26 protein-coding genes and 1 tRNA gene are annotated in these 25,365 nt (G+C 67.1%); 3 read left to right on the top strand and 24 right to left on the bottom strand.

Annotated elements, in window-relative coordinates; translation table 11 throughout:
- Positions 1–2 precede the first annotated feature (2 nt).
- The 18 genes from nuoN to tpiA form a co-directional block, all read right to left on the bottom strand.
- Complete coding sequence (nuoN, locus tag DSM104443_RS17100; protein WP_171094402.1) at positions 3–1,454, bottom strand: NADH-quinone oxidoreductase subunit NuoN; 1,452 nt, start codon at positions 1,452–1,454, stop codon at positions 3–5.
- A complete protein-coding gene (locus DSM104443_RS17105; RefSeq protein ID WP_171094403.1) occupies positions 1,451–2,935 on the bottom strand; it encodes an NADH-quinone oxidoreductase subunit M in 1,485 nt (494 codons plus the stop codon). The genes nuoN and DSM104443_RS17105 overlap by 4 nt, the downstream gene beginning before the upstream one ends.
- A 13-nt stretch (positions 2,936–2,948) precedes the next feature.
- A complete protein-coding gene (gene nuoL, locus DSM104443_RS17110) occupies positions 2,949–4,979 on the bottom strand; it encodes an NADH-quinone oxidoreductase subunit L (RefSeq protein WP_171094405.1) in 2,031 nt (676 codons plus the stop codon).
- Between the two features lie 2 nt (positions 4,980–4,981).
- Positions 4,982–5,287, bottom strand: a complete 306-nt coding sequence (nuoK, locus tag DSM104443_RS17115) for an NADH-quinone oxidoreductase subunit NuoK (RefSeq protein ID WP_171094407.1) — start codon at positions 5,285–5,287, stop codon at positions 4,982–4,984.
- Complete coding sequence (locus DSM104443_RS17120; RefSeq protein ID WP_171094409.1) at positions 5,284–5,871, bottom strand: NADH-quinone oxidoreductase subunit J; 588 nt, start codon at positions 5,869–5,871, stop codon at positions 5,284–5,286. The genes nuoK and DSM104443_RS17120 overlap by 4 nt, the downstream gene beginning before the upstream one ends.
- A gap of 6 nt (positions 5,872–5,877) precedes the next feature.
- On the bottom strand, positions 5,878–6,375 hold the full coding sequence (nuoI, locus tag DSM104443_RS17125) for an NADH-quinone oxidoreductase subunit NuoI (RefSeq protein ID WP_171094411.1): 498 nt from the start codon (positions 6,373–6,375) through the stop codon (positions 5,878–5,880).
- A complete protein-coding gene (gene nuoH / locus DSM104443_RS17130) occupies positions 6,372–7,412 on the bottom strand; it encodes an NADH-quinone oxidoreductase subunit NuoH (RefSeq protein WP_171096596.1) in 1,041 nt (346 codons plus the stop codon). Before nuoH ends, nuoI begins: the two co-directional genes overlap by 4 nt.
- 71 nt (positions 7,413–7,483) lie before the next feature.
- The gene (gene nuoG / locus DSM104443_RS17135) at positions 7,484–9,730 is read right to left on the bottom strand and encodes an NADH-quinone oxidoreductase subunit NuoG (protein WP_171094412.1); all 2,247 of its coding nucleotides are present in this window, start codon (positions 9,728–9,730) and stop codon (positions 7,484–7,486) included.
- Positions 9,730–11,058 carry an NADH-quinone oxidoreductase subunit NuoF gene (gene nuoF / locus DSM104443_RS17140; RefSeq protein WP_212757216.1) on the bottom strand — a complete coding sequence of 443 codons (1,329 nt, stop codon included), beginning with the start codon at positions 11,056–11,058 and terminating at the stop codon, positions 9,730–9,732. The genes nuoG and nuoF overlap by 1 nt, the downstream gene beginning before the upstream one ends.
- Positions 11,059–11,066: 8 nt before the next feature.
- Positions 11,067–11,546, bottom strand: a complete 480-nt coding sequence (gene nuoE / locus DSM104443_RS17145) for an NADH-quinone oxidoreductase subunit NuoE (RefSeq protein ID WP_212756756.1) — start codon at positions 11,544–11,546, stop codon at positions 11,067–11,069.
- Entirely contained in the window at positions 11,543–12,049 is a 507-nt protein-coding gene (locus tag DSM104443_RS17150; protein WP_171094416.1) for a cupin domain-containing protein, read from the bottom strand. Before DSM104443_RS17150 ends, nuoE begins: the two co-directional genes overlap by 4 nt.
- The gene (locus tag DSM104443_RS17155; protein ID WP_171094417.1) at positions 12,046–13,299 is read right to left on the bottom strand and encodes an NADH-quinone oxidoreductase subunit D; all 1,254 of its coding nucleotides are present in this window, start codon (positions 13,297–13,299) and stop codon (positions 12,046–12,048) included. Before DSM104443_RS17155 ends, DSM104443_RS17150 begins: the two co-directional genes overlap by 4 nt.
- On the bottom strand, positions 13,299–13,904 hold the full coding sequence (locus DSM104443_RS17160; RefSeq protein WP_171094419.1) for an NADH-quinone oxidoreductase subunit C: 606 nt from the start codon (positions 13,902–13,904) through the stop codon (positions 13,299–13,301). Before DSM104443_RS17160 ends, DSM104443_RS17155 begins: the two co-directional genes overlap by 1 nt.
- 4 nt (positions 13,905–13,908) lie before the next feature.
- Entirely contained in the window at positions 13,909–14,388 is a 480-nt protein-coding gene (locus tag DSM104443_RS17165; RefSeq protein ID WP_171096600.1) for a NuoB/complex I 20 kDa subunit family protein, read from the bottom strand.
- Entirely contained in the window at positions 14,388–14,756 is a 369-nt protein-coding gene (locus DSM104443_RS17170) for an NADH-quinone oxidoreductase subunit A (protein WP_171094421.1), read from the bottom strand. Before DSM104443_RS17170 ends, DSM104443_RS17165 begins: the two co-directional genes overlap by 1 nt.
- A 24-nt stretch (positions 14,757–14,780) precedes the next feature.
- Positions 14,781–14,865, bottom strand: a tRNA-Leu gene (locus DSM104443_RS17175).
- 49 nt (positions 14,866–14,914) lie between these two features.
- Positions 14,915–15,283, bottom strand: a complete 369-nt coding sequence (secG, locus tag DSM104443_RS17180; protein ID WP_171094424.1) for a preprotein translocase subunit SecG — start codon at positions 15,281–15,283, stop codon at positions 14,915–14,917.
- A gap of 16 nt (positions 15,284–15,299) precedes the next feature.
- On the bottom strand, positions 15,300–16,058 hold the full coding sequence (gene tpiA / locus DSM104443_RS17185; RefSeq protein ID WP_171094426.1) for a triose-phosphate isomerase: 759 nt from the start codon (positions 16,056–16,058) through the stop codon (positions 15,300–15,302).
- Between the two features lie 153 nt (positions 16,059–16,211).
- Between tpiA and DSM104443_RS17190 the strand changes: the two genes are divergently transcribed.
- On the top strand, positions 16,212–17,372 hold the full coding sequence (locus tag DSM104443_RS17190; protein WP_171094428.1) for an MFS transporter: 1,161 nt from the start codon (positions 16,212–16,214) through the stop codon (positions 17,370–17,372).
- Positions 17,369–18,772: an FAD-binding oxidoreductase gene (locus DSM104443_RS17195; protein ID WP_171094430.1), complete on the top strand. Its 1,404-nt coding sequence runs from the start codon at positions 17,369–17,371 to the stop codon at positions 18,770–18,772. Before DSM104443_RS17190 ends, DSM104443_RS17195 begins: the two co-directional genes overlap by 4 nt.
- Here DSM104443_RS17195 and DSM104443_RS17200 read toward each other — a convergent pair.
- The 5 genes from DSM104443_RS17200 to DSM104443_RS17220 form a co-directional block, all read right to left on the bottom strand.
- The gene (locus DSM104443_RS17200; RefSeq protein WP_171094432.1) at positions 18,769–19,593 is read right to left on the bottom strand and encodes a hypothetical protein; all 825 of its coding nucleotides are present in this window, start codon (positions 19,591–19,593) and stop codon (positions 18,769–18,771) included. The genes DSM104443_RS17195 and DSM104443_RS17200 overlap by 4 nt on opposite strands.
- 7 nt (positions 19,594–19,600) lie before the next feature.
- Positions 19,601–20,971 carry a phosphoglucosamine mutase gene (gene glmM, locus DSM104443_RS17205; protein WP_171094434.1) on the bottom strand — a complete coding sequence of 457 codons (1,371 nt, stop codon included), beginning with the start codon at positions 20,969–20,971 and terminating at the stop codon, positions 19,601–19,603.
- Positions 20,968–21,738 (bottom strand): dihydropteroate synthase, encoded by a 771-nt coding sequence (gene folP, locus DSM104443_RS17210; RefSeq protein WP_246232335.1) that lies wholly within the window; start codon positions 21,736–21,738, stop codon positions 20,968–20,970. Before folP ends, glmM begins: the two co-directional genes overlap by 4 nt.
- A 71-nt stretch (positions 21,739–21,809) precedes the next feature.
- Positions 21,810–23,711 carry an ATP-dependent zinc metalloprotease FtsH gene (gene ftsH, locus DSM104443_RS17215; RefSeq protein WP_171094437.1) on the bottom strand — a complete coding sequence of 634 codons (1,902 nt, stop codon included), beginning with the start codon at positions 23,709–23,711 and terminating at the stop codon, positions 21,810–21,812.
- Positions 23,712–23,797: 86 nt separating this feature from the next.
- Positions 23,798–24,421: an RlmE family RNA methyltransferase gene (locus DSM104443_RS17220; protein WP_171094439.1), complete on the bottom strand. Its 624-nt coding sequence runs from the start codon at positions 24,419–24,421 to the stop codon at positions 23,798–23,800.
- Positions 24,422–24,441: 20 nt separating this feature from the next.
- Here DSM104443_RS17220 and yhbY point away from each other — a divergent pair, with 20 nt between their 5' ends.
- The gene (yhbY, locus tag DSM104443_RS17225; RefSeq protein WP_171094441.1) at positions 24,442–24,969 is read left to right on the top strand and encodes a ribosome assembly RNA-binding protein YhbY; all 528 of its coding nucleotides are present in this window, start codon (positions 24,442–24,444) and stop codon (positions 24,967–24,969) included.
- On the opposite strand, the gene greA is transcribed toward yhbY, so the two are convergent.
- Positions 24,881–25,357: a transcription elongation factor GreA gene (greA, locus tag DSM104443_RS17230; protein WP_171094443.1), complete on the bottom strand. Its 477-nt coding sequence runs from the start codon at positions 25,355–25,357 to the stop codon at positions 24,881–24,883. The two genes, yhbY and greA, sit on opposite strands and share 89 nt — an antisense overlap.
- Positions 25,358–25,365 lie beyond the last annotated feature (8 nt).

Raw genomic sequence — 25,365 nt, forward strand, 5'->3', positions numbered from 1 at the left:
GCTCACATCGAGAGCTTGACGGCGGTGGCGCAGAGGTCCATCAGCGGCCCGGGCAGGATGCCCAGCACGAGCGCGGCGAAGGCGTTGGCCGAGAGCACGAGGCGCGTGTCGGAGCGTCCGGCCAGCACGAGCTCGCCCGCGGGCTCGTCCATGTACATGAGCTTCACGATGCGCAGGTAGTAGAACGCGCCGATCACGCTCATCACGACGGCGAAGACGACGAGCCAGATGTAGCCGGCATCGAGGGCCGACTGCAGCACCGAGAGCTTGGCGAAGAACCCGACCGTGGGCGGGATGCCGGCGAGCGAGAACACCAGCACCATCATCAGGAACGCGAACCACGGCGACTTCTTCGCGAGGCCTTTCCAGTCGTCCAGGTTCTCGGCCTCGAAGCCGGCGCGCGTGGCCATCATGAGGATGCCGAAGGTGCCGAGGGTGGTGAGCACGTAGGTGATCACGTAGAACATCGCGGCGCCGTAGCCCACCACGGTGCCGGAGAGGATGCCCAGCACCATGAAGCCCATCTGGCCGATGGTCGAGTAGGCGAGCATGCGCTTCAGGTTCGTCTGCGCGATGGCGACCACGTTGCCGAGGGCGAGCGAGCCGACCGCGAGGATCACCAGCATCTGGGCCCAGTCCGCCGTCATGCCCTGCAGGCCCGTGACCAGCACGCGGATCGTGAACGCGAAGGCCGCGATCTTGGGTGCCGCGGCGATGAAGAGCGTGGCCGGCGTGGAGGCGCCGTGATAGACGTCCGGGATCCACATGTGGAACGGGACCAGGCCCACCTTGAACGCGAGGCCCGCCACGACGAACACGAGGCCGAAGACGAGCAGCGTGCCCGACACCTGGGCCGAGCCGATGGCCTTCGAGATCGCCGTGAGCTCCAGCGCACCCGTGCCGCCGTAGACCATCGACATGCCGTAGAGCAGCAGGCCCGAGGAGAGCGCTCCGAGGATGAAGTACTTCATCGCGGCCTCGGTGGCGCGCGTGGAATCGCGCTGCAGCGCCACCATGGCGTAGAGCGAGAGCGCCTGCAGCTCGAGGCCGATGTAGAGCGTGATGAAGTGGTGCGCGGAGACCATCATCATCATGCCGAGCGCGGCGAAGAGCGAGAGCGACAGGAACTCGCCCGTGAGCAGGCCCCTCGCCTCGAGGTATTCGCGGCCGTAGAGCAGCGTGGCGGCCACCGAGAGCAGCACCGCGGCCTTCAGCACCTGCGACATGAGGTCGGAGACGAACATGCCGTTGAAGGCCAGCGCCGGCGCGTGGCCCGCGCCCCACACCGTGAGCACGCCTACGCCGGCGAGGGCCAGGAGCGACAGCCAGTAGGTGACGTACTTCTCGTCGTCGGCCAGGAAGAGGTCGACCACCAGGAGCGCGCAGGCCAGCGTCGCCAGCGCGATCTCGGGGAGCGCGGGCGCGAAGCTGGAGAGGGTGTAGGCAGCGCTCATTTCGTCTTCGACTCGGCGATGTGCTTGAGGAGGCCCTGGACCGAGGGGTTCATGACGTCCGTGAGGGGCTTGGGATTCACGCCGAGGGCGAGCACGGCGGCGGCGAGCACCGCGAGGAAGAGCTTCTCGCGGCCGTTCAGGTCCTTCAGCGCCTTCACGTTCTCGTTGGCCACCTCGCCGTAGATGACGCGCTTGGTCATCCACAGGGTGTAGGCGGCGCCGAAGATCAGCGTCGTGGCGGCGAGGAACGCCCACCAGAAGCTCACCTTCATGGTGCCCAGGATCACGAAGAACTCGCCCACGAAGCCGCTGGTGCCCGGCAGGCCCGAGTTGGACATCGCGAAGAAGACGAAGAACGCGGCGAAGACGGGCATGGTGTTCGCCACTCCGCCGTAGTCGGAAATCCGCCTCGAGTGCACGCGGTCGTAGAGCACGCCCACGCACAGGAACATGGCCGCCGAGATGAAGCCGTGCGAGATGCACTGCACCAGGCCGCCGAGGATGCCGTCGGCGTTGAAGACGAAGAAGCCCAGCGTCACGAAGCCCATGTGCGAGATCGACGAGTAGGCGATCAGGCGCTTCATGTCGTCCTGCACCAGCGCCACCAGGCCGATGTAGACGATCGCCACGAGCGAGAGCACGACCATGAAGCCCTGCAGGGCCTGCGCCGCATCCGGCGCGATCGGCAGGTTGAATCGCAGGAAGCCGTACGCGCCGATCTTCAGCGTGATGGCCGCGAGGATCACCGAGCCGCCCGTGGGCGCTTCCGTGTGCGCGTCGGGCAGCCACGTGTGCACCGGCCACATCGGCACCTTCACCGAGAACGACGCGAACATCGCGAGGAAGATGAGGATCTGCGCCTCGAGCGGGATGGCCAGGCGGTGGTAGTCGAGGATCTCGAAGCTGCCGTTGGTCTTGCCGTAGAGGTAGATGAACGCGGCCAGCATCAGCAGCGAGCCCAGCAGCGTGTACAGGAAGAACTTCACCGCGGCGTACACGCGGTTCGGACCGCCCCAGATCCCGATGATGAGGAACATCGGGATCAGCATCGCCTCGAAGAAGACGTAGAAGAGGATGGCGTCGAGGGAGGCGAAGACGCCGTTGATCAGCCCCGACATGATCAGGAAGGCGGCGTTGTACTGCGGCACGCGCTCCGACACCGAGCCCCAGCCCTGGATCACCACCAGGATGGTCGTGAAGCAGTTCAGCAGCAGCAGCGGCATCGCGATGCCGTCCACGCCGAGGTGGTAGTTCACGTTGAAGTGCGCGATCCACGGCTTCATCTCGACGAACTGCATCGCCGGCGTGACCTGGAACTGCGTCCACAGCGGGATGGCCACCAGCAGCCCCAGCACGGCACCGGCGAGCGAGAGCCAGCGCGCGGCCGCGGGGTTGCGCTCGTTGCCGACGGCGAGCACCAGCACGCCGAAGGCGATCGGCACCCAGATGGTGAGCGAGAGAACCGGGAATCCGAAAAGCATTTTTGTTATGTCGTCAGAACTTGGTGTACCAGAACATGAGGAGCAGGAGGACGCCGATGATCATCGTGAAGGCGTAGTGGTACACGTAGCCGGTCTGCACGCGCCGGACGACCGAGGCCCCCCAACCCACCGCGCGAGCGCTGCCGTTCACGATCAACCCGTCGATCAAGCGCTGGTCGCCCCACTTCCACAGGGCCGTGCCGAGGCGGCGCACACCGCCGGCGAAGAACCAGTCGTTGAAGTCGTCGAAGCCGTATTTCTTCTCGAGGATCACGGCCAGGATGCCGCTCTTCTTCTTGATGACGGCCGGCAGGTCCGGCCGCACGATGTAGAGGAAGTACGCGAGGGCCGCGCCGCCCAGGGCCAGCCACAGCGGCACCGAGGTGAGCGAGTGCACGAGCATGGCGCCGGCGCCGTGGAACTCCTCGGCCATCTTCTTCATGGTCTCGGTCGCGGCGATCGACTTGCCGAAGTAGCCGCCATAGAGCATCGGCTGGATCGCGAACCAGCCGATCACCACCGAAGGAATGGCGAGCAGCACCAGCGGCACGGTGACGACCCACGGCGACTCGTGCGGCACGTGGACGCCATGGTCGTCATGACCCGGCTCCTCGTCGTGGAGCTCGTGGTGGTCCTTCGGGGCCGGCTCGCGCCAGCGCTCTTTGCCATGGAATGCAAAGAACACGAGGCGGAACGAATAAAAGCCGCCGACGAACACGCCCGCGAGGGCGAGCCAGTAGGCGAAGTGCGCACCCGGTGTCGTCGAGAGATGCAGCGCCTCGATGATCGAATCCTTGGAGAAGAACCCCGCGAACGGCGGAATCCCCGCGTTCGCGAGGGCGCCGATCAGCACCGTGATGTACGTGATCGGCAGGTACTTCCGCAGCCCGCCCATCCGGCGCATGTCCTGCTCGTGGTGCATCGCGATGATGACCGAGCCGGCTCCGAGGAAGAGCACCGCCTTGAAGAACGCGTGCGTCATCAGGTGGAAGATCGCGACGGGGTACGCGGCGGCGCCGAGCGCCATCGTCATGTAGCCCAGCTGCGAGAGGGTCGAGTACGCCACGACCCGCTTGATGTCGTACTGCACGATCGCGACCAGCGCCATGAAGAACGCCGTGATCGCGCCGATCACCACCACGAACGACAGGGCGGCCGGCGAGCGCTCGAAGAGCGGCGACATGCGCGCCACCATGAAGATGCCCGCCGTCACCATCGTCGCCGCGTGGATCAGCGCGGAGATGGGCGTGGGGCCTTCCATCGAATCCGGCAGCCACACGTGCAGCGGGAACTGGGCGCTCTTGCCCATCGCGCCGATGAAGAGGCCGATGCAGATCACGGTGACCACGCTCACCTCGTACGCCTGCACGGTCGCCGCGGAGAACCAGTCGGGCAGCAGGTAGACCGGGACGTTGGCGTAGCGCTTCACGGAATCGAACACCGGTGCGTAGTCGAGCGTGCCGAACACCATGAAGACGATCGCGATGGCGAGCAGGAAGCCGAAGTCGCCGACGCGGTTCACGAGGAAGGCCTTCAGGTTCGCGTAGATGGCCGTGGGGCGCGTGAACCAGAAGCCGATCAGGAGGTAAGAGACCAGGCCCACCGCCTCCCAGCCGAAGAAGAGCTGGAGGAAGTTGTTCGCCATCACCAGCATCATCATCGAGAAGGTGAAGAGCGAGATGTAGGCGAAGAAGCGCTGGTAGCCCGGATCGTCGGCCATGTAGCCGATGGTGTAGAGGTGCACCATCAGCGAGACGAACGTGACCACGCCCATCATCGTGACGGTGAGCGGATCGAGCAGGAAGCCGACCTGGAAGCGGAAGCCGTCGCCCACCATCCAGGTGTAGAGCTCCTGGTTCAGCGTGGCGCCGCTCCCCACGACCTGCTGGAAGATCATCATCGAGGCGCCGAAGGAGATCGCCACCGATGCGATGGTCACCGTGTGGGCGAAGGCCCGGCCGAACTTCCAGCCGAGGAAGCCCGCGAGCGCGGCGCCCACCAGGGGCGCGAACGCGGCGACGCAAGCGAGGGTCATCAGGTCCATCGTCAGCCCTTGAGCGACCCGAGGTCGTCCACGTTGATCGAGCGCAGGTTCCGGAAGAGGGCCACGAGGATCGCGAGGCCGATGGCGGATTCGGCCGCGGCCACGGTGAGGATGAAGAACACGAAGACCTGCCCGGCGAGGTCGCCCAGGTGGTGCGAGAAGGCGATGAAGTTCAGGTTCACCGCGAGCAGCATCAGCTCGATCGCCATCAGCAGCACGATGAGGTTCTTGCGGTTGAGGAAGATCCCCACGACGCTGATCGCGAAGAGCAGCGCGCCCAGGACGAGGTAGTGGTTCAGCGGGATCACTTGACGCCCTTGATGATCTTCAAACGGTTGCCCGCGTTGGCGGCGAGCTGCTCGCGCGGATCCTGGTACTTCGATTCCTTGCGGCGGCGAAGGGTGATCGCGATGGCGGCCACGATCGCCACCAGCAGGATCACCGCGGCGAGCTCGAAGGCCAGCAGGTAGTCGGTGTAGAGGACGGCTCCCAGCGCCTTGGTGTTGGAGCCGGCCGGCATCGTCGTGGTGACGGGGATCTCGGTGATGTTGACCTTCGTGTAGAGGATCATCGCCATCTCGAAGGCCATCAGGAAGCCGACCAGGCCGGCCAGCGGCAGGTAGCTCCAGAAGCCTTCGCGCAGCTTGTCGAAGTTGATGTCGAGCATCATCACGACGAAGAGGAACAGCACCATCACCGCGCCCACGTAGACGAGCACCAGCGTGATGGCGAGGAACTCCGCGTACGCGAGCAGCCAGATGGCCGCGGCGTTGAAGAAGCACAGCACCAGGAACAGCGCCGCGTGCACGGGGTTGCGCGCGGTGATCACGCGCAGCGCCGAGAGCACCAGCACGGTGCCGAAGAAGTAGAAGAGGACTTGGGAGGCGGTCATCGGGGGTTAGCGGAACGCCGCGTCGGAGGCGCGGTCCTCGGCGATCTGCTGCTCCCAGCGGTCGCCCACGGCGAGCAGCATCGGCTTGGTGAAGTAGAGGTCGCCGCGCTTCTCCCCGTGGTACTCGAGGATGCGCGTCTCGACGATGGAATCGACCGGGCAGCTCTCTTCGCAGAAACCGCAGAAGATGCACTTCGTGAGGTCGATGTCGTAGCGAGTGGTCCGGCGCGTGCCGTCGTCCCTCTGCTCGCTCTCGATGGTGATGGCGAGCGCCGGGCAGATCGCCTCGCACAGCTTGCAGGCGATGCAGCGCTCTTCGCCGTTGGGATAGCGACGAAGCGCGTGCAGGCCGCGGAAGCGCGGGCTCTGCGGCGTCTTCTCCTCGGGGAACATCACCGTCACCTTGCGGGCGAACAGGTACCGGCCCGTGAGGCGCAGGCCCTTCAGCAGCTCGCCCAGCATGAGGCTGTCGAGGACGTCCTTGGTACGCGTGGCGACGCTCATTTTCCGAACCACCAGGAGAAGGGTGCGATGCCGGACACGGGGGGCAGCATCATGATGCCGACCAGCGCGATCCACACCAGCGTGATGGGGATGAAGACCTTCCAGCCCAACCGCATGATCTGGTCGTAGCGGTAGCGCGGGAACGACGCGCGGATCCACAGGAACAGGAACATGAAGAAGCCGATCTTCGCGAAGAACCACCAGATGCCGGGGACCGCGAGGAACGCGAGCGCCGTGCCATCCAGGAAATAGACCGGGAACGGCGAGAGCCAGCCGCCCAGGAAGAGCAGGCTCGCCAGCACGCCCACGAGGATCATGTTCGCGTACTCGGCGAGGAAGAAGACCGCGAAGGTCATGCCGGAGTACTCGACGTGGAAGCCTGCGACGATCTCGCTTTCGCCCTCGGCCACGTCGAACGGGTGGCGGTTGGTCTCGGCGAGGCCCGCGATGAAGTACACGATGAAGAGCGGGAAGAGCGGGATGAAGAACCACTCGAGGATGCCGTACTTGCCGTCCTGGCGCAGCACGACGTCGGTCAAGTTCATGCTCTGCGCGGCCATCAGCGCGCCGACCAGCGCGAAGCCCATCGCGATCTCGTACGAGACCACCTGCGCGGCCGAGCGCAGAGCACCGAGGAAGGCGTACTTCGAGTTCGAGGCCCAGCCCGCGACGATGATGCCGTAGACACCCATCGAGGTGAGCGAGAGCACGACGAGGAGCCCGGCGTCGACGTTGGCGACGACCCAGCCCGGAGCGAACGGCACCACGGCCCACACGCCCAGCGCGGGCGCGACGGCGATGATCGGCGCCAGCAGGAACAGCGCCTTGGACGACCCGCTGGGGATGATCTGCTCCTTCATGAGGAGCTTGATGGCATCGGCGATCGGCTGGAGGATGCCCTTCCAGCCCACGCGGTTCGGGCCCTTGCGCACCTGGATCCAGCCGATCACCCAGCGCTCGACCAGCTGGTAGTAGAGGACCGTGAGCAGCAGGGGCACCAGCACCATCACGATGCCGGCAAGCGACTTCGCGAACATCCACGCGTACGGCCCGTAGTGCGGGCCGAAGTAGCCGGTCACGCCGGCCTGCGCCTGGGCGAGCAGCTCGTTCACGCGACCCTCTGCACGGAGACTTTCTCGATCGTGAGCTCGCCCTCGCCCAGCGCCACCGTTTCGCGGATGCCGCGCGCGACGCGCACGCAGCCTTCCGGAACCGCGGCGTCGATGGCGGCAGGCAGCACGGCTTCACCTCCGCCCTGGCGCAGGCGCACGGACTGGCCGTCGGCCAGGCCCAGCGCGGCGAACGTGGCGGGGTTCATGCGCGCCTTGCCGGCCGCGGCCGCATCGGCGGTCTTCTGCAGCGGGGCCGAGCGGCGCACGATCGCATCCGTGGCGTACAGCGGCACTTCGGCGATGCGCTCGTAGGTGCCGCTGCCGGAACGGCCGGCGGCGCCTTCGGTGGAGATGGCGTTGTCGAGGCCAGTGCGGGCCCAGGCCGCGAGATCCGGCGCGATGGCGTGGCGAAGCTGCTCGATCGTCTCGACCTGAAAGCCGTCCAGGCCCAGCTCGTCGCCGAGCATGCGCAGCACTTTCCACGCAGGCTTCGAGTCGCCGAGCGGCTTCACGACCGCGTTGAAGGTCTGCGCGCGGCCTTCCATGTTCACGAACGTGCCGCCGGTCTCGGTGAACGGGCCGATCGGCAGCATCACGTGCGCATGGTCGGCGAGGCCGTTGCGGTAGGCGGTGAGGGCCACGACGAATTCCGCGCCGGCGAGCGCGCGCACGGTTCCGGCGGGGCAATCGACTTCGGGTTCCACGCCGGCCAGGAAGTAGCCCTTGCGCGGCGCGGCGACCATGCCGCGCGCGTCCAGGCCCTTGCGCGGGAGGGCGCCGACGCGGTGCGCTCCGACGGCATTGGCGCCGTCAGGCAGCACGCCGACCGTGGCACCGGTTTCCTTCGCGAGGCGCTGCACGGCGGAGAGCAGCTCCGAGAATTGCGAATGCTGCTGCGCGTAGTGGCCGAGGAGGATCGCGGCCTTCTTGCCCTTCAGCGCCTCGGCGAACGAGGCCACTTCGGAGACGAGCTTCGAAGGCTTCACGATGCGCTTGCCGGCCACCGGCATCAGCAGGGAATCATCGGCCGCGTGCAGCACGTGCACGGCGAGGCCCTTCTTGGCCGCGGCGCGCAGGCGCGTGGCGAGGAGCGGTTGTTCCTTGCGGAGCGTCGAGCCCACCAGCAGCACGGCCTCCAGCTTCGAGAGATCCGCGACCGGCATGCCGAGCCACGGAGCGCCGGCCGTCTTCGGGAACGAGGACTGGCGCAGGCGGTGATCGATGTTGTCGCACCCCAGGCCGCGCACCAGGGCCTGGGCCAGGTGCAGCTCCTCGACGGTGAGGTTCGGGGCCACGAGGCAGCCGAGCGCATCGCCGCCGTGCTTCACGGCGACGTCCTTCAAACCCTTGGCGGCGACGTCGAGGGCCTCGGCCCACTCGACCTCGGCCCAGCCGGTGGAGCGCTTCACCATCGGGCGGGTGAGGCGGTCGTCGGCGTTCAAGCCTTCGTAGGCGAAGCGGTCGCGGTCGGAGAGCCAGCCTTCGTTCAGCGTCTCGTCCTCGAGCGGCAGGGAGCGCATCACTCGGTCCTGCTTGGTCTGGATGACCATCGGGGAGTTGAGCGAGTCGTGCGCGGAGACGGACTTGCGGCGGGAGAGCTCCCACGAGCGAGCCGTGTAGCGGAACGGCTTGGAGGTGAGCGCGCCGACCGGGCAGAGGTCGATCATGTTGCCCGACACTTCGGAGTCGACCGTGCGGCCGACGAACGAGAGGATCTCGGAGTGCTCGCCGCGCCCAGCCATGCCGAGCTCCATCACGCCGGCGACTTCCTGGCCGAAGCGAACACAGCGCGTGCAGTGGATGCAGCGCGTCATGTCCGTGGAGATGAGTGGGCCGAGGTCCTTGTTCGCCACCGAGCGCTTCTCTTCCTGGTAGCGCGAGGCGGAGCCGCCGTAGCCCACGGCGAGGTCCTGCAGCTGGCATTCGCCGCCCTGGTCGCAGATCGGGCAGTCGAGCGGGTGGTTGATGAGCAGGAACTCCATCACGCCCTTCTGCGCGTCGATGGCCTGCTTCGAGTGCGTCTGCACCTTCATGCCCTCGGTGGCGGGCGTGGCGCAGGCCGGCAGCGGCTTGGGCGCCTTCTCCACTTGCACCAGGCACATGCGGCAGTTGGCCGCGATGCTCAATTTCTTGTGGTAGCAGAAGTGCGGGACGAAGAGGCCGAGCTTGTTCGCGGCTTCCATCACCGTCTGGCCGTTCTCGACCGTGACGGCCGTACCGTCGATTTCCAGGTTGATGGGCATCAGTCCGCCGCCATTTTGGCCGCATCGCCGTGGGCCGAGCTATACCCGCCGGCCTTCACGCTGCAGCACTTGTTCTTGATGTGGTATTCGAATTCCTCGCGGAACACCTTCACGAACGCGCGCACCGGCATCGCCGCCGCGTCGCCCAGCGCGCAGATCGTGCGGCCCTGGATGTTGTCGGCGAGGTTGAGCAGGAGGTCCAGGTCTTCCATGCGACCCTCGCCGTGCTCGATGCGCTGGATGATGCGGTAGAGCCAGCCCGTGCCCTCGCGGCACGGCGTGCACTGGCCGCAGGACTCCTCGAAGTAGAAGTACGCGAGGCGCTCCGCGGCCTTCACCATGCAGGTGTCCTCGTCCATCACGATGACCGCGCCGGAGCCGAGCATCGAGCCCGCCTTCGCGATCGAGTCGTAGTCCATGTCGGTGGCCATCATCACTTCGCCCGTGAGCACGGGCATGGACGAGCCGCCGGGGATCACGCCCTTCAGCTTCTTGCCGCCGCGCATGCCGCCGGCCATCTCGAGCAGCTTCGCGAACGGCGTGCCCAGGCGCACCTCGTAGTTGCCGGGCTTGTTCACGTGGCCCGACACGGAAAAGATCTTGGTGCCGCCGTTGTTGGGCTTGCCCATGCCGAGGAACCAGTCGCCGCCGTTCATCACGATGGCGGGGACAGCCGCGAAGGTCTCGGTGTTGTTGATCGTGGTGGGCTTGCCGTAGACGCCGTAGCTCGCAGGGAACGGCGGCTTGAAGCGCGGCTGGCCCTTCTTGCCCTCGAGCGATTCCAGCAGCGCCGTCTCCTCGCCGCAGATGTACGCGCCGTAGCCGTGGTGGGCGAAGAGCTCGAAATCGATGCCGCCGCCGAGGATGTTCTTGCCGAGGTAGCCGGCCTTGCGGGCTTCCTCCAGCGCTTCCTCGAAGCGTTCGTACTCGGCCCAGATCTCGCCGTGGACGTAGTTGTAGCCGACCGTCGCACCCATGCAGTACCCGGCGATGATCATCCCCTCGATGAGGATGTGCGGGTTGTAGCGATGGATGTCGCGGTCCTTGAACGTGCCGGGCTCGCCTTCGTCGGAATTGCACACGACGTACTTCTGCCCGGTGTAGTTCTTGGGCATGAAGGTCCACTTGAGGCCGGTGGGGAAGCCCGCGCCGCCGCGGCCGCGAAGCGCGCCCTTCTTCACTTCCGCGATGATCGCGTCGGGCGTGAGCTTCTCGGCGACGATCTTCTTCAGCGCCGCGTAGCCGCCGCGCGCTTCGTAGTCCTTGAGGCGCCAGTTCTCGCCGTCCAGGCCCTTCATGATCACGGCGTCCGGACCGTAGTCGAGCATCGTGGCCATTACTTGAGCTCCTCGATCAGCTTGTCCAGCTTCTCGTTGCTCATGAAGCTGCACATGCGCTTGTTGTCCACCAGCAGCACCGGCGCATCGCCGCAGGCGCCCATGCACTCGCCTTCCTTCAGCGTGAAGCCGCCGTCGGCCGTGGTCTCGTTGAAATCCACGCCGAGCTTCTTCTTCAGGTATTCGGCCGCATCCGCGCCGCCCGAGAGCGCGCACGGCAGGTTGGTGCACACCGTCACCTTGTGGCGCGCGTTCGGCTTGAGGTTGTACATCGCGTAGAACGTGGCGACCTCGTAGACCGCGACGGGCGGCATGCCCAGCACCTTCGCGACCTCTTCCATCAGTTCGTTGGACAGCCAGCCGTGCTCATCCTGGGCGATGGCGAGCGCGCTCATCACCGCGGACTGCCGCTGCTCGGGCGGGTACTTGGTGGCCTCCCGCTCGATCTTCGCGAGGGCGCCGTCGGAGAGCAGGCTCATGCCTCGTCCTTCCAGTAGTCCACGCCGCTGTCGGCCTTGGTCATGTGGCGCAGCCGCGGCGTGCTGGCACCGCCGAACGCTCCGACCTTGCCCGAATCCGGGTACTCGCAGATCTCGGCGGGCAGCATGGTCGAGACGGAAATGTAGGCGAGCGGCGCATCGGAGTCGTTCACGAGCTGGTGCGCCGTCTCGGGGCCGCCCGTGGGGCAGCAGATGAAATCGCCGGCGCGGACCTTGCGCGTCTCCGGGCCGTAGCGCAGCGTGCCGCTGCCCTTCACGATGAAGAACATCTCCTCTTCGCCGTGGTGGCTGTGGAACGGGCACGAGCGCTTGCCGGGAGGAACGACGTCGTACGAATAGCCGAGCTGCTTCGCGCCCAGCAGCGGGCCGATGCGCACGGCGTCGCAGCCGTACTTGTCGCCCTGCTCGAAGCGCTCGAGCTTCAGCTCGTCGAGGTTGGCGACGCGCTGGTCGATGACGCGGGAGGCGGTCGCGCCGCTCATCGATCCACCTCGCCGAACACGATGTCCATGGTGCCGATGATCGCGACCACGTCGGCGATCATGTGGCCGCGCGAGAGCTCGTCCATGGCGGAGAGGTGCGCGAAGCCCGGGGCGCGGATCTTCAGGCGCCACGGCTTGTTGGCTCCGTCGGAGACCAGGAAGATGCCGAACTCGCCTTTCGGATGCTCCACCGCGGCATACACCTCGCCCGGGGGCACGTGGAAGCCTTCGGAGAAGAGCTTGAAGTGATGGATGAGCTCCTCCATCGATTCCTTCATCTCGACGCGCGTCGGCGGGGCCACCTTGTGGTTCGAGGTGATGACCGGGCCGGGGTTCTTGCGCAGCCAGGCGATGCACTGCTGGATGATCTTGTTCGACTCGCGCATCTCCTGCACGCGCACGAGGTAGCGGTCGTAGCAGTCGCCGTTGGTGCCGACGGGGATGTCGAAGTCCATCCGGTCGTAGACCTCGTACGGCTGCTTCTTGCGGAGGTCCCAGGCGATGCCCGAGCCGCGGACCATCGGGCCGGTGAAGCCCAGGGCCTGAGCGCGCTCCGGCGTCACGACGCCGATGCCCACCGTGCGTTGCTTCCAGATGCGGTTGTCGGTGAGCAGCGTCTCGTATTCGTCGATGTAGCCCGGGAAGCGCTTCGTGAAGTCGTCGATGAAGTCGAGCAGCGAGCCCTGGCGGTTCTCGTTCAGGCGCTTGATCTCGGCCTCGTTCTTCACCTGCGAGGGCTTGTACTGCGGCATGCGCTCGGGGAGGTCGCGGTAGACGCCACCCGGGCGGTAGTAAGCCGCGTGCATGCGCGCGCCCGAGACCGCCTCGTAGCAGTCCATGAGGTCTTCGCGCTCGCGGAAGCAGTAGAGGAACACCGTCATCGCGCCGACGTCGAGCGCGTGCGCGCCGAGCCAGAGCAAGTGATTCAGCACGCGCGTGATCTCGTCGAACATCACGCGGATGTACTGCGCTCTCTCGGGGACATCGACGCCCAGCAGCTTCTCGATGGCCATCACGTACGCATGCTCGTTGGCCATCATCGAGACGTAGTCGAGGCGGTCCATGTACGGGACCGACTGGATGTAGGTGCGCGTCTCGGCGAGCTTTTCGGTGGCCCGGTGCAGCAGGCCGATGTGGGGATCGGCTCGCTGGATCACTTCGCCGTCCAGCTCCAGCACCAGGCGCAGCACGCCGTGGGCCGCCGGATGCTGCGGGCCGAAGTTCATCGTGTAGTTGCGGATCTCGGCCATTACACCTTCCCCGCGTCGCCGTACTGATCCTCGCGGATCACGCGCGGCACGATCTCGCGCGGCTCGATGGACACCGGCTGGTAGACCACGCGGCGCTGCGACTCGTCGTAGCGCATCTCGACGTAGCCGGACACCGGGAAATCCTTGCGGAACGGATGGCCCACGAAGCCGTAGTCCGTGAGGATGCGGCGAAGGTCGTTGTGGCCCTTGAACACGATGCCGTAGAGGTCGAAGGCCTCGCGCTCGAACCAGTTGGCGCCGGCCCAGGTGTCGATCATCGAGTCGACCACCGGCAGGTCGTTGTTCGGGGCGAACACTTTCACGCGCAGGCGCCAGTTATGGATGATCGACAGGAGGTTGTAGACCACCGCGTAGCGCGGGCCCTCGAGCACTTGGTCCCCGAAGCCGTCGTAGTCCATGCCGATCACGTCGATCAGCGTGGAGAACGCGAGCGTGGGCTCGTCTCGCAGCGCCTTCATGACGGAGAGCAGGTCGGCCGCGGACACCTCGATGGTGATCTCGCCGCGGTCGACGACGCTCTTCTTCACGCGATTGCCAACGGCGGAATCGACGCTGGCCTTCAGGGCTTCCAGGTGGGCTGGCATTCGGCTAGCGGCGGGAAATGGTGTGGGTTCGCTTGATCTTGTTCTGGAGCTGGATCAGGCCGTAGAGCAGGGCCTCGGCCGTCGGCGGGCAGCCCGGGACGTACACATCCACCGGAACGATGCGGTCGCAGCCGCGCACGACGGAATACGAATAGTGGTAATAGCCGCCGCCGTTGGCGCACGTGCCCATGGAGAGCACCCAGCGCGGCTCGGCCATCTGGTCGTAGACCTTGCGAAGCGGCGGGGCCATCTTGTTGCAGAGGGTGCCGGCCACGATCATGAGGTCGGACTGGCGCGGGCTCGGGCGGAAGACGATGCCGAAGCGGTCGAGGTCGTAGCGCGCGGCGCCGGCGTGCATCATCTCGACCGCGCAGCAGGCGAGGCCGAAGGTCATGGGCCAGAGCGAGCCGGTGCGCGCCCAGTTGAGCACGTTGTCCACGGTGGTGACGACGAAGCCCTGGTCGGACAGGCCGCCTTCCTTCATCACTCCCATTCCAGGGCCCCTTTCTTCCACTCGTAGATGAAGCCCACGGTGAGGACCCCGAGGAACACCATCATCGCCCAGTAACCGAACCAGCCGAGGTCCTGGAGGACGACGGCCCACGGGAAGAGGAAGGCGATCTCGAGGTCGAACAGGATGAAGAGGATGGCGACGAGGTAGTAGCGCACGTCGAACTTCATGCGCGCGTCCTCGAACGCCTCGAAGCCGCACTCGAAGGGCGAGAGCTTTTCCGGATCCGGGTTCTGGGCGCCGGACAGGCGCGCCAGCGCTCCACTCACCGCGATGCCGCCAATGCCCACGGCCGCGCCTACGGCGAGGAACAGCAAGACCGGGAAGTAGTTCTCGAGCATGCAGCCCTGTTGTTGCCTGGTTGTTGGTGCCGTCGAAGAGACTCGAACTCTTACGCCTTTCGGCACTGCCCCCTCAAGACAGCGTGTCTACCAATTCCACCACGACGGCATTGCATCAGTACAGCGAACAGCGAGGGACCCCGCTTGCGCGAGGCTTGCTACTTGGGAATGTCGGGCGACTTCTTCTCCGGAGCCGCGGGCTGGGCGGGGGCGGAAGGGGCCACGGCCTCCTTCTTCGCGTCCTTCGCATCGGCCTTCGGGGCCTCGATGCCGGACGTGACGCCGCCGGCCTTCTGCGGGCCCGACGTGAAATAGGTGAGCCCCAGGCTGGTGGCGAAGAAGACCGCCGCGAGCACCGCCGTGGAGCGCGAGAGGAAGTTGGCCGCGCCGGCGGAGCCGAAGAGGCTGCCGGCCGAGCCGCTGCCGAAGGCGGCGCCCATGTCCGCGCCCTTGCCGTGCTGGAGCAGCACGAGGACGACGACGGACACCGCCGCGAGGATGTGCAACACGAGGATCAACGTCTGCATTTCTCTTTCCGTTCCTTCAAGCCGCGACGGCTGCACGCCAGATCGCGATGAAATCGTCCGCCGCCAGCGACGCCCCGCCGACCAGACCCCCGTCGACGTTCGGCATCGCGAACAGCTCCGCCGCGTTGGACCCCTTCACGCTTCCTCCGTAGAGGATCGGAAGGCGCCCCGCGACGCCTGCATCCTGGGCCGCGATGCGCGCGCGAATGAACGCATGCGCCTCCTCGGCCTGGGCCGACGTTGCCGTCTTCCCGGTGCCGATCGCCCAGACCGGCTCGTACGCGACGACCGCTCCTTCGAGGGCCGCCGCCCCCTGCTTCGAGAGCAGGGCATCCATTTGCCGGGCGAGCACCGATTCGGTGACACCCGCCTCGCGTTCCGCGAGGGTTTCGCCCACGCAGAAGATCGGCGTGAGCCCTGCCTTGCGCGCCGCGGCGAACTTCTCCGCGACGATCGAATCCGTTTCGCCGAACATCGACCGGCGTTCCGAGTGCCCCACGATCGCGAACCGGGCGCCGAGCTCCGCGACCATCGCGCCGGAAACCTCCCCGGTGAAGGCGCCCTTCTCGTGGCGGCTCACGTCCTGGGAGCCCCAGGCGATGGCCGTTCCCCGGAGGAGCGAACCCACCTGCGCAAGGTACGGATAAGGCACGCACACCGCGCAGATCCGGTCCTTCGCCGCGGAAACCCCGGCCTGGACCGCTTTCAGGAGGGCTTCGTTGCCGGCGAGGCTGCCGTTCAATTTCCAGTTGCCGACGACGAGCTTGGTTCGCATGCCCTTGTTCGCGTGAAAGTGCGCGCTAACTCTGAAAGCCGAACGACTTAAGGATCGGAAAACCCTGCGATTTTACCGCGTTGCAGCAGGGGGGGTCAAACACGGCGGAGCCCGGGAATTGCCCCGGGTCCCCGAATCCGGGATGCTCGGGACATGGGACCGCTGGTTGCGGCGCTCGGCGTCGCGCAGATCATCTCCTGGGGCACCCTCTTCTACTCGATCGGGGTCCTCGGGCCCGCCATGCGGCGCGACCTCGGCGTGAGCGAGCTGTTCCTGTTCTCGGCTTTCACCGCCGGCCTCATTGTCTCAGCCGTGCTGGCTCCGCTGGCGGGACGGATGATCGACGACCGCGGCGGGCGGCTCGTGCTCTCCACGGGCTCGGTCCTCGGGGCCGTCGCGATGGCCCTCCTCGCCTGCGCCGATGGCCCGGAGCTGATGGTCGCCGGATGGCTCGTGGCCGGCGCGGCGATGGCGGCCTGCCTCTACGATCCGGCCTTCGCGACGCTCGGGCAGCATGCGGGCGAGCGCTACCGCAAGGCCGTGACCGCCCTCACGCTCTTCGGCGGATTCGCGAGCACGGTGTTCTGGCCCCTGTCGCTGCTGTTGATGGAGGCCTGGGGCTGGAGGGCGACGCTCGGCATCTACGCGGGCATCCATCTCTTCGTCTGCCTGCCGATCCACCGCGGCTTCGTCCCCGCCTACCTGCGGCCGGCTCCCCGCGAGATCCCCGTCGAGAGCGCTTCGGCGGCCGCGGCGCGCGATCCGCGCCTGCCGTGGCTCGCGCTCAGCTTCGCGATCGCCACCTTCATCTTCGCCGTGATGGCCGTGCACCTCATCACGCTGCTCACGTCGGCGGGGCTCACGCCCGCGCAGGCCGTCACGGTCTCGATGCTGGTGGGTCCGCTGCAGGTGGCGGGGCGCGTGATCGAGTTTCGTTTCTCCGCGCGCGTTCGCGCCGTCACGGTCGGCATCGTCGCGTTCTCTTTGATGCTGCTCTCGCTCGTGGCGCTGATCTCGGTACAGGGCTTCGGCATCGCGGCCGTCGTCTTCATCGTGGCCTACGGCGTGGGCAACGGCGTGCTCACCATCGTGAAGGGCACGGCGCCGGTGGAGCTCTACGGGCGCGAGCAGCTCGGGCGACTGCTCGGCAAGCTGGGCGCGGCGAGCCAGTTCGCCAAGGCCGTGGCACCCGCGGCCTTCTCGGGATTGCTCGCGATCGGCCTCACGCGCAACGCCGCGCTCGGTGCGCTGGTGGCGGTGGGCTTCGCGGGACTCGGCAGCTTCGCGCTCGCGGTACGCAAGCGCACGCCGTGACCGACAGCGTTTCCGCGCGCCGCACGTTTCTCGCGCGCGTTGCAGCGGCCACCGCTGCGGGTCTGGCTCCCGCGTTCGGAACCGAAGCGCGCGACGGCGACGTCGCCTTCCTCGAACGCGGCCATCCGGACTTCGAGCGCCATCGCGCCCTCTTCAATAAACGCATCACCCTCGTTCCCGCGTCGATCGCGGTGTGCGCCTCCGAGGCGGGCGTCCAGAAAGCGGTGCGCGAGGCGGCCGCGCGTCGACTGCCCGTCGCGATCAAGGGCGGAGGACACGGCTTCGAGGGCTTCAGCCTGAACGACGGTGGCCTCGTGGTGGATCTCGCGGCGATGAACCGGCTCGCGCTCACCGGCGAGGTGCTGGTCTCGGGCCCGGGCAGCCGCCTCTCCCAGCTCAACGATTTCCTGCTGCCGCGCTCCCGCATCCTGCCCGCGGGTTCGTGCGGCGGCGTCGGCCTCGCGGGCCTGACCCTCGGCGGCGGCTACGGCCTCTTCAGCCGCCGGTTCGGCCTCACGTGCGACAACCTCACGCGCGTGCGCCTCGTCGACGGCCTCGGCGAGGTTCGCGATTCGCGCGAGACACCCGAGATCCTCTGGGCCTGCCGCGGCGGGGGCAATGGCGGGTTGGGCGTCGTCACCCATCTGGAGTTCGCGACGCATGCGGCGCCCTCGACGCTGCACGCCTTCCGGTATCGCTTCACGGTCGCGAAAGCCGAGGATGCCTTCGAGGTCGCCTCCGAATGGGACACGCTCGCACGCACGTTGCCGCCCGAGGCGTATTCCGCGCTGATCGCCAACGGCAAGACGCTCACCATCCTCGTGACCACTTTCGCGAGCCGTCCCCGCAGCGGACCGACGGGCTCCGTCCTCGATCGCCTCGCCGCGCGCGCCCGCAAGGTGGAAGCACCGACGTCGTTGCCGCTCGCGGCTGGCGTGCGGAAGTACTACGGCGAGAAGGGACCGATCCTGTTCAAGAACGTCTCGGCAGGTTTCTACGATCGCCTCGAGGACGTCCGGCCCGCGGCCCTGGCCCTGTTCGGCGCCGTGCTCCAGAACCCGGGCCTCATCTACCAGGTGAATACGTTCGGGCCGTTCCCGGCGGCGAGCGACGGCGCATTCCCGCATCGCGACCGGCGGCTGATCGGCGAGCTCCAGGCCTATTGGGATACGGCAGCGCGGGGCGCACGCCTGATGCCGGTGGTCGCGGATCTCCAGAAGCAGCTCGCCGACGCGGGTGTGCGCACGCATTACTCGAACTATCCGGACGTCGGGATCACGGACTGGGCGCGCGCGTATTACGGCGACAGCTATCCGCGATTGCAGGCCCTGAAGAAGATCCTGGATCCCGAGGATCGCTTTCGCCATCCCCAGGGCATTCGACTGCCCGAAGCCGGCTAAAAGCCCTGGCGCTCGATGGGCTGGTCCTGCACGTGGCCGTTGATCGTGGTCCTGAACCGGGCCGTGTTCGCGCCGAACTGGAAGTTCATCGTCCCCACTTCGGTCGCCACGAACCTCGAGGCGTCGTAGGTCATGCCGTACCACGCCGAACCGCGCGTGGAGTACGCCTTGCCGGTAAATCCGGGACCGCCGCCGGCCACGCAACCCGAGAGCTCGGTGCAGGGCGAGGAGTCGGGCATCACGAACCAGATCGGCCTGCCGTACTCGTCGTAGGTGTACCAGACGGCGAACAGCTTCTCGCCCTGCTGCGTGAGTGCGAGGCCCCAGCCATCCTGGCTCTTTCCGCCCCACCACAGGTCGGAGTAATTGTTCGTGGGCGACCCGGGCGCGAAGACAGACCTCGTGACCGTCTTCGTCATCGTCGAGTAGTTCAGCGACACGGCGAGCTGCGCCGTCGACTCCGACGTGAATTCGATCCTCACCACGCCGACGGAGAGCCCGCTCCCGAATCCCGCCGTGTCATAGGCGTAGTAGGGCGAGCCCGTCGGATAGTAGAGGTCGCCCGAGTACGCCGTGTGCGAGCTGTTCCACACGCCGCCGGGCAGCACCAGCCACACCGGGCGTCCGTCGTTCGCGTAGATGAAGAGCGCCACGAAGAGCGTGTCGCGGTGCTGCGTGATGGTCATGCCCCAGCCGTTCTCGGCGCTGCCGCTCCACCAGAGGTCCTGGTAGTTGACCGGCGGGTCGGCCGCGAGCGCCGGGCCGGAGCCGAGGGCGAACGCAAGGAAGGCCGCTGCGGCGGCGCGTGCGATCTTGATCATGGACTTCCTACGCGGCAGCCGGCGTCGTCGATGCACGCATCGCGGCGGCGATCGAATCGGCGAGGCGCTTCACGCGCTCCGCATCCTCGCCCTCGACCATCACGCGCACGACGGGCTCGGTGCCCGAAGGCCGCAGCAGCACGCGGCCCTTGCCCGCCAGCTCCGATTCCGCGGCCTCGACGGCGCCGCGCACCGCGGAGGACGACTTGAAATCGAAGCTGCGGCTGGTCTGCACGTTCACGAGCACCTGCGGCATCAGCACGAGGTCGCGCGTGAGGTCGCCCAGCGTCTGGCCGGAGGCCACGAGCGCGGCCAGCACCTGCAGCGCGGAGATGATGGCGTCGCCGGTCGAGTGGCTGTCCAGGCACAGGAGGTGGCCGGAATTCTCGCCGCCGCACTCCCAGCCCTTCTCCAGCAGCATCTCCAGCACGTACCGGTCGCCGACCTTCGCGCGGTCGAACGCCACGCCGAGCTCGCCCAGGCGCTTCTCGAAGGCGAAGTTGGTCATCAGCGTTCCGACCACGCCGCCCTTCAGCCTTCCCTCGCGCAAGCGATGCTTCACGATGGCGTAGAGCAGCTCGTCGCCGTCGAAGATGCGGCCGTCGTGGTCGGCCATCGCGAGGCGGTCGCCGTCGCCGTCGAAGGCGATGCCGAAGTCGGCCTTCTGCTCGACCACGGCGCGCGCAAGCGTGGACGGATGCGTGGCGCCGCACCCGTCGTTGATGTTGATGCCGTTGGGGCGGTCGCCGATCGTGTAGACCTCCGCGCCCAGCTCCTGGAAGACGCGCGCGCCGACGCGATAGTTCGAGCCGTGGGCGCAATCGACCACGAGCTTGAGGCCCCGCAGCGACCGCTGCTTCGGGAACGTCTGCTTGCAGAACTCGAGATAGCGGCCTTCGGCGTCGTGCACGCGCTCGGCCTTGCCGTAAGCCGAGGGGGCGGGCGGCGTCATCGGCTCGTCGAGCGCCGCTTCGATCTCGCGCTCCACCGCATCGGGGAGCTTCATCCCGTCGTTGGAGAAGAACTTGATGCCGTTGTCCTCGAACGGGTTGTGCGAGGCGGAGATCATGATCCCGGCCGAAAGCCGCAGGGCCCGTGTCAGGAACGCGACGGCGGGCGTGGGCATGGGGCCTACGAGGAGGGTATCCACGCCGGCCGTGGACAGCCCCGACTCGAGCGCGGATTCGAGCATGTAGCCGGAGAGCCTCGTGTCCTTGCCGACGAGGACCGCGGGGCGATCGCGATGGGGCGGGGCCACGTCGGCGCGCGAGAGCACCTTGCCCGCGCAATAACCGAGCTTCATGACGAACTCCGGCGTGATCGGCGCCACGCCGGCGCGGCCGCGGATCCCGTCGGTGCCGAAGTACTTCCTGCTCATCGAAGCGCCATCCAGACTTTGATCGCGTCCACCGTTTCCTTCACGTCGTGCACGCGCACGAGGCTCGCGCCATTCTGCACGGCGAGGAGAGCCGCCGCAACGCTCGCGGCCATGCGGTCTTCCACGCTGCGGCCGGTGATGTCGCCCAGGGTTCGCTTTCGCGACAGGCCCGCGAGGACCGGATGGCCATGCGCGGCGAGCTGCGGCAGCGCCCGGAAGAGCGCCACGTTGTGCGCCATGTTCTTGCCGAAGCCGAAGCCCGGATCGAGGACGATCGCCTCGCGGGGCAACCCCGCCTTCTCGAGGACGGCGGAGCGCTCGAGCAGGTACGCGGTCACCTCGGCCACGACGTCGCCATAGCGCGGATCGGCCTGCATGGTCGCGGGCTCGCCCTGCATGTGCATCACGCACGCGGCCACGTGGCGGCCCGCGACGGCCTCGACCGCGCCCTCCGCGCGAAAGCCGTTCACGTCGTTCACCATCGCGCAGCCCGCGTCGATCGCGGAGCGCATGACCAGGGGCTTCATCGTGTCCACGGAGACCGCGATGCCCAGGCGAGCGAGCGCATCGACGACGGGGACCACGCGGCGCAGCTCCTCGTCGGCGGCCACTGGTTTCGCGCCCGGCCGTGTCGATTCGCCGCCGACGTCGATCCAGTCGGCGCCTTCCTCCACCAGCCGCAAGGCGTGCTCGATCGCGCGCGGGGTCTCGAAGAACTTGCCGCCGTCGGAGAAGGAATCGGCGGTGATGTTGACGATGCCCACCACGAGCGGGCGTCCAGACGCAAAACGGGGCGGCCAGGGCCGCCCCGTCTCCACGACAGTCTGCTGCTTCTTGCTCAGGCGCTTTCCGCGGGTGCCGGCGCCGCCGTACCCGTGCCCTTGTTGCCGCCGTCGGTGGGCTGGACCGGCTTGGCCGCCACCGGCTTGGGCGGACGCGGGGGCTTGCCCGACATGATGTCCTCGATCTGGTTGGCATCGATCGTCTCCCACTCGAGCAGCGCGTAGGTCATGGCCTCGACCTTGTCGCGGTTCTCCTCGAGCAGGCGGCGGGCGAGCGCGTATTGCATGTCGATGATGGCGCGCACTTCCTTGTCCACGGCCTTCATGGTCTCTTCGGAAACGTTCTGGTGCTGCGTGACCTGGCGGCCGAGGAAAACTTCGCCCTCGTTCTCCGCGTAGACCATCGTGCCCAGCGCATCCGACATGCCCCACTCGGTGACCATCCTGCGAGCCATGTCCGTGGCGCGCTTGAAGTCGTTCGAAGCGCCCGTGGTCATCTGGTTCATGAACAGCTCTTCGGCGATGCGGCCGCCGAACAGCACCGCGATGTTGTTCAGCAAGTAGTTGCGGTCATAGCTGTAGCGGTCCTCGACCGGCAGCTGCATCGTGACGCCCAGCGCGCGGCCGCGCGGGATGATCGTGACCTTGTGCACCGGATCCGTCTTGGGCAGCAGGCGCGCCACGATCGCGTGGCCGGACTCGTGGTAGGCGGTGTTGCGCCGCTCTTCCTCGGGCATGACCATCGAGCGGCGCTCGGCGCCCATGATGACCTTGTCCTTGGCGCGCTCGAAATCGTCCATGTCCACGAGGCGCTTGGCGCCGCGGGCGGCGAAGAGGGCGGCCTCGTTCACGAGGTTGGCGAGATCCGCGCCCGAGAAGCCCGGCGTGCCGCGCGCGATGATCGACGCATCCACGTCCGGCGCGATCGGGACCTTGCGCATGTGCACGACGAGGATCTGCTCGCGGCCGCGGATGTCGGGCAGCGGCACCACGACCTGGCGGTCGAATCGGCCCGGGCGCAGCAGCGCGGGGTCGAGGACATCCGGCCGGTTGGTGGCGGCGATGACGATCACGCCCGAGTTGCCCTCGAAGCCGTCCATCTCCACCAGCAATTGGTTGAGCGTCTGCTCGCGCTCGTCGTTGCCGCCGCCGAGGCCCGCGCCGCGCTGGCGGCCGACCGCGTCGATCTCGTCGATGAACACGATGCAGGGCGCGTTCTTCTTCGCCTGCTCGAACATGTCGCGCACGCGGGCCGCGCCCACGCCGACGAACATCTCCACGAAGTCGGAGCCCGAGATCGAGAAGAACGGCACCTTGGCTTCGCCGGCGATCGCGCGAGCGAGCAGCGTCTTGCCCGTGCCGGGATTGCCGACCATGAGCACGCCGCGCGGGATGCGCCCGCCCAGCTTCTGGAACTTGGTCGGATCGCGCAGGAACTCGACCAGCTCGCCGACCTCTTCCTTGGCCTCGTCCACGCCCGCGACGTCCGCGAACGTGACCTGGTTGGTGTTCTCGTCGAGCATGCGCGCGCGGCTCTTGCCGAACGAGAACGCGCCGCCGCGGCCGCCGCCCTGCATCTGGCGCATGAAGAAGATCCACACGCCGATCAGCAGCAGCATCGGGAACCACGAGACGAAGATGTTCATGAGGAGCGAGGGCTCCTCTTCCGGCTTGGCCTCGACCTGCACGTTGTACTTGAGGAGATCGCTCACCATCCAGGGGTCCTGGAGGCCGGGGGTGACCACCGTGTAGGTCTTGTTGTCGCGACCGACGGCCTTCAGGGTGCGTCCGCCGCCCATCGTCACCTTGGCGATGCGGTTCTGGCGCGCCTCCTCCATGAAGGTGGAGTAGTCGATCTGGTTCTGGCTCGTCTGGCGGTTGCCGACCTGCATGAAGACCATGGTCAGGATGACGCCGATGACCAGCCAGACCATGATGGTGCGAAGCGTGTTGTTCACGAGCCGTCCTCAGGTGAAAAAGGCCCGACGAATCAGGGCCATGGATCGAAACCTACTATAGCAAAGTTCGGGCGCTTTCCCGGGAATCAAGCCTGCCGCAAGACTCTCGCCAGCAAATATTGCTCGGCGCTCTCGTCGCGGGAGGCATTGGGCTTTCGGACCACGACTTTCTCGAAGCGTTGCTTGATCAGCTTCACGTACTCCTGGTAGCCGTCGCCCTGGAATACCTTCACCAGGAACGCACCGCCGGGCTTCAGGTGCTCGAGCGCGAAATCCAGGGCCAGTTCCGCGAGGGCCATGGACCGCGCCTGGTCCGTGAAGGGGATCCCGGTCAGGTTGGGCGACATGTCCGACAGGATGAGGTCGGCCTTCTTCCCGCCGAGCGCTTCCGTCAATGCAAGTAGACCACGGGTTTGGGTGAAATCTCCCTGGAGAAATGTCACACCGGTAACGGGTGGCATCGCCAGCAGGTCGATAGCGACCACCAAGCCATTGGGGACCGCTCGCTTGCCCAGAACCTGGCACCAGCCGCCGGGCGCGGAGCCCAGGTCGACCGCCACCATGCCCGGCTTCAGGAGCTGGTCGCGCTCGTCGATCTCCAGCAGCTTGTAGGCGGCGCGCGACCGGTAGCCCTCGCGCTTGGAGCGCTGGACGTACGGGTCGTCGACGTGCCGGCGCAGCCACTGCTTGGAAGACGGTGATTTCTTCATCGCTCGCCTATAATCCGCCCATGCTGACGACCCCCCTCACCCCCGCGCGCCGCAGCGAGCTGCGCGGCGAAGCGCACAACCTGAAGCCCGTCGTGATGATCGGCGACAAGGGCCTCACCGACGGAATCGTTGCCGAGGTCGAGCGGGCGCTCAAGGCGCACGAGCTCATCAAGATCAAGGCCGCGACCGACGACCGCGAGGCGCGCGAGACCTGGCTCCTGGTGCTCTGCGAACGGCTGGGTGCGCATGCGGTGCAGCAGATCGGCAAGGTGCTGGTGATCTATCGCGAGAACCCGGACAAGCGCCCGGCCCCGAAGCCCGTACCGGTGAAGCCGGCCAAGGCCGCGAAGAAACCGGTGAAGAAGCCGATCCGCAAGCGCCCGCCGAAGGGCAATCCGATCGAGAACCAGGTTCCGATCGAGGAGCGCGCGAAGCTGAAGCGGCCGAAGGAGACCGTCTTCACTGGTACTTCACGTCGACGATCTCGAACTCTTTCACCCCGCCCGGCGTCCGGACCTCCGAAACGTCGCCCGCGTACTTCCCGATAAGGGCCTTCGCGATCGGCGAGGAGTAGGAGATCTTCCCCAGCTTGATGTCGGCCTCGTCCTCGCCGACGATCTGGTAGGTCTCCGTCGCGGTTCCCGAGGTATCCATCAGCTCCACCGTCGAGCCGAAGACGACGCGGCCGTCGTCGTCCAGCAGCGCGGGATCGACCACCTGGCAGTTCGAGAGCTTCGCCTCGAGCTCGATGATCCGGCCCTCGATGAAGCCCTGGCGCTCGCGCGCCGCCTCGTACTCGGCGTTCTCGGAGATGTCGCCCTGCGCCCTCGCCTCGGCGATGGCGACGATGACGTTGGGGCGTTCGGCGGTCTTCAGCTTGTGCAGCTCGGCCTTCAGCAGCTCGGCGCCGGCCAGCGTGACGGGGATCTTGCTCATGGGGGGTT

The organism is Usitatibacter rugosus, from assembly GCF_013003965.1.
Taxonomy (GTDB): domain Bacteria; phylum Pseudomonadota; class Gammaproteobacteria; order Burkholderiales; family Usitatibacteraceae; genus Usitatibacter; species Usitatibacter rugosus.

Coding starts and splice junctions, on each gene's coding strand:
- glmM (WP_171094434.1), bottom strand. CDS start 20,971: ATGAGCAGGAAGTACTTCGGCACCGACGGGATCCGCGGCCGCGCCGGC.
- DSM104443_RS17190 (WP_171094428.1), top strand. CDS start 16,212: ATGGGACCGCTGGTTGCGGCGCTCGGCGTCGCGCAGATCATCTCCTGG.
- nuoL (WP_171094405.1), bottom strand. CDS start 4,979: ATGGACCTGATGACCCTCGCTTGCGTCGCCGCGTTCGCGCCCCTGGTG.
- DSM104443_RS17170 (WP_171094421.1), bottom strand. CDS start 14,756: ATGCTCGAGAACTACTTCCCGGTCTTGCTGTTCCTCGCCGTAGGCGCG.
- DSM104443_RS17150 (WP_171094416.1), bottom strand. CDS start 12,049: ATGAGCGGCGCGACCGCCTCCCGCGTCATCGACCAGCGCGTCGCCAAC.
- DSM104443_RS17120 (WP_171094409.1), bottom strand. CDS start 5,871: ATGACCGCCTCCCAAGTCCTCTTCTACTTCTTCGGCACCGTGCTGGTG.
- greA (WP_171094443.1), bottom strand. CDS start 25,357: ATGAGCAAGATCCCCGTCACGCTGGCCGGCGCCGAGCTGCTGAAGGCC.
- DSM104443_RS17200 (WP_171094432.1), bottom strand. CDS start 19,593: ATGATCAAGATCGCACGCGCCGCCGCAGCGGCCTTCCTTGCGTTCGCC.
- DSM104443_RS17165 (WP_171096600.1), bottom strand. CDS start 14,388: ATGAAGGAAGGCGGCCTGTCCGACCAGGGCTTCGTCGTCACCACCGTG.
- yhbY (WP_171094441.1), top strand. CDS start 24,442: ATGCTGACGACCCCCCTCACCCCCGCGCGCCGCAGCGAGCTGCGCGGC.
- DSM104443_RS17220 (WP_171094439.1), bottom strand. CDS start 24,421: ATGAAGAAATCACCGTCTTCCAAGCAGTGGCTGCGCCGGCACGTCGAC.
- nuoH (WP_171096596.1), bottom strand. CDS start 7,412: ATGTTCGCGAAGTCGCTTGCCGGCATCGTGATGGTGCTGGTGCCCCTG.
- nuoN (WP_171094402.1), bottom strand. CDS start 1,454: ATGAGCGCTGCCTACACCCTCTCCAGCTTCGCGCCCGCGCTCCCCGAG.
- nuoE (WP_212756756.1), bottom strand. CDS start 11,546: ATGAGCCTGCTCTCCGACGGCGCCCTCGCGAAGATCGAGCGGGAGGCC.
- nuoF (WP_212757216.1), bottom strand. CDS start 11,058: ATGCTCGACTACGGTCCGGACGCCGTGATCATGAAGGGCCTGGACGGC.
- DSM104443_RS17155 (WP_171094417.1), bottom strand. CDS start 13,299: ATGGCCGAGATCCGCAACTACACGATGAACTTCGGCCCGCAGCATCCG.
- secG (WP_171094424.1), bottom strand. CDS start 15,283: ATGCAGACGTTGATCCTCGTGTTGCACATCCTCGCGGCGGTGTCCGTC.
- nuoI (WP_171094411.1), bottom strand. CDS start 6,375: ATGAGCGTCGCCACGCGTACCAAGGACGTCCTCGACAGCCTCATGCTG.
- DSM104443_RS17105 (WP_171094403.1), bottom strand. CDS start 2,935: ATGCTTTTCGGATTCCCGGTTCTCTCGCTCACCATCTGGGTGCCGATC.
- tpiA (WP_171094426.1), bottom strand. CDS start 16,058: ATGCGAACCAAGCTCGTCGTCGGCAACTGGAAATTGAACGGCAGCCTC.
- nuoG (WP_171094412.1), bottom strand. CDS start 9,730: ATGCCCATCAACCTGGAAATCGACGGTACGGCCGTCACGGTCGAGAAC.
- DSM104443_RS17160 (WP_171094419.1), bottom strand. CDS start 13,904: ATGCCAGCCCACCTGGAAGCCCTGAAGGCCAGCGTCGATTCCGCCGTT.